The organism is Lactococcus fujiensis JCM 16395 (genome assembly GCF_002441655.1).
Taxonomy (GTDB): Bacteria; Bacillota; Bacilli; order Lactobacillales; family Streptococcaceae; genus Lactococcus; species Lactococcus fujiensis.
Genome location: NZ_JXJU01000045.1, coordinates 1 through 1,450, shown reverse-complemented (window position 1 = coordinate 1,450; position 1,450 = coordinate 1). Strand labels below are relative to the sequence as shown.

Genomic DNA, 1,450 nt, shown 5'->3' with positions numbered 1-1,450 from the left:
AGTAAATTCGTTGCAGTATTGGAGGACACGAAAAATGAATAAAGACTATTTAGAACAAAAATTACGAAAAAAAGCTGAACAAACAGCTTTTAATGAGTTCGTTGATGGTCAAGAAGAAATTAGAAAAAATGCTGTCTTAAACAATCTATTTAGTTATAAAGGTCAGTTCACAATTTTAGGTCGTCAGTTAACAAGTGTTTATGTACCTTTTGATATAGAGACAGTTGAAAAATCAATTTCTGAACGTACTGAAAAATTATATGAACTTTATACCGATGACATGCTTAAAAAACTAGAAAGTATTGATTATTTGTTTGGAGGACACGAAAAATGACTAAAGAAATGAAAAGACCGATTAGCAATATCACTCAAGATAGTATCAAGCCTTTACTAAGCAATGCCGTAGAGTTTTATACTAACAAAAATAGGGAAGCTCATAAGTGTATTCAAGAACGAGATGAATATATCAATTATCTTGAAAGTAAACTAAGTAACGCAAAACCACAGCTATTCTATTTGAAGAATAAGCTGACAGGGTTTTATCTATTTAAGGCATTTGGTGGTAAATATGGGGAAGAATTTTACCGTTCTACCATAAATTTAACTGATGATTTTAAATTCACCCAGCAAGAAATCAACGGCATGGAAGTAGGTTCGTATGAACAGATTGAGGTGGAAGAATGAATAAAGCAGATTGGGTGTCCTACAAAGTTACTGGGAAATTGACCAAAGTAAGAAGTAAGAACGTTAATGCTATTTTGATAACTCATGAAAATGTTTCGGAGTTACAGAAAGAATTTCCTTTTATTACAATGATTGGCAAAGCACTACTTGTTGGTGTGATGAGCTTTATGGCATTGCCAGTATATTTAGTGAATATCAATCCAAGACAACCTCTTGATAAAAGATATTATATGTTCATAATGCAAGGTGATTTTGAGAGGAATGCAGAAAAAGTCGAGGAAAACAAATGACACCACTGATTTTCAAATGCAGCACTTGCCACAAGATAACAATGATTGAAGAAAAACACAGCGGACAACGGAAGATGAAGCTAGTTTGGCGGTTGTGTAAAGAATGCGAGAGGAAAGAAAAATGAAAGAACCCAATGGATATTTGCTTCATGGAACTACATTCAGTAGTAAAGATGCAGCGTTTGAATTACTAGTACATAATCGTGAGCAAGAATTAAGATTTCATGAGATTTGGGATGAAGATGCACAACCGTATTATTTTGAAACACCATATCGGCTTACCATTCCGAAAAGTGTTGCGGATGAGTTGGATAGTGATTTTTCTGACATTGATGCAACAGATATTGGTTATGTGCTTGACCAAACTGGCCCTTATGGTTCGAGAGCTTTCGTTAATTACTACTTTAAAAATAAAAATATCATTGCTTTATACCTCGCAGGCAAAGCCCTCGGAGTTGATTTAGTGAAAGTGGTGG

4 protein-coding genes are annotated in these 1,450 nt (G+C 34.2%); all 4 read left to right on the top strand.

Annotated features, from left to right (window positions below; genetic code table 11):
* Positions 1-34 precede the first annotated feature (34 nt).
* Positions 35-334 (top strand): hypothetical protein, encoded by a 300-nt coding sequence (locus tag RT41_RS10145; RefSeq protein ID WP_096819291.1) that lies wholly within the window; start codon positions 35-37, stop codon positions 332-334.
* Entirely contained in the window at positions 331-684 is a 354-nt protein-coding gene (locus RT41_RS10705) for a DUF1642 domain-containing protein (RefSeq protein WP_054640077.1), read from the top strand. Before RT41_RS10145 ends, RT41_RS10705 begins: the two co-directional genes overlap by 4 nt.
* Complete coding sequence (locus RT41_RS10135; protein ID WP_054640076.1) at positions 681-974, top strand: hypothetical protein; 294 nt, start codon at positions 681-683, stop codon at positions 972-974. The genes RT41_RS10705 and RT41_RS10135 overlap by 4 nt, the downstream gene beginning before the upstream one ends.
* 103 nt (positions 975-1,077) lie before the next feature.
* A partial coding sequence (locus RT41_RS10700) for a hypothetical protein (protein WP_245811695.1) occupies positions 1,078-1,450 on the top strand: 373 nt, incomplete at its 3' end.

Coding starts and splice junctions, on each gene's coding strand:
- RT41_RS10145 (WP_096819291.1), top strand. CDS start 35: ATGAATAAAGACTATTTAGAACAAAAATTACGAAAAAAAGCTGAACAA.
- RT41_RS10705 (WP_054640077.1), top strand. CDS start 331: ATGACTAAAGAAATGAAAAGACCGATTAGCAATATCACTCAAGATAGT.
- RT41_RS10135 (WP_054640076.1), top strand. CDS start 681: ATGAATAAAGCAGATTGGGTGTCCTACAAAGTTACTGGGAAATTGACC.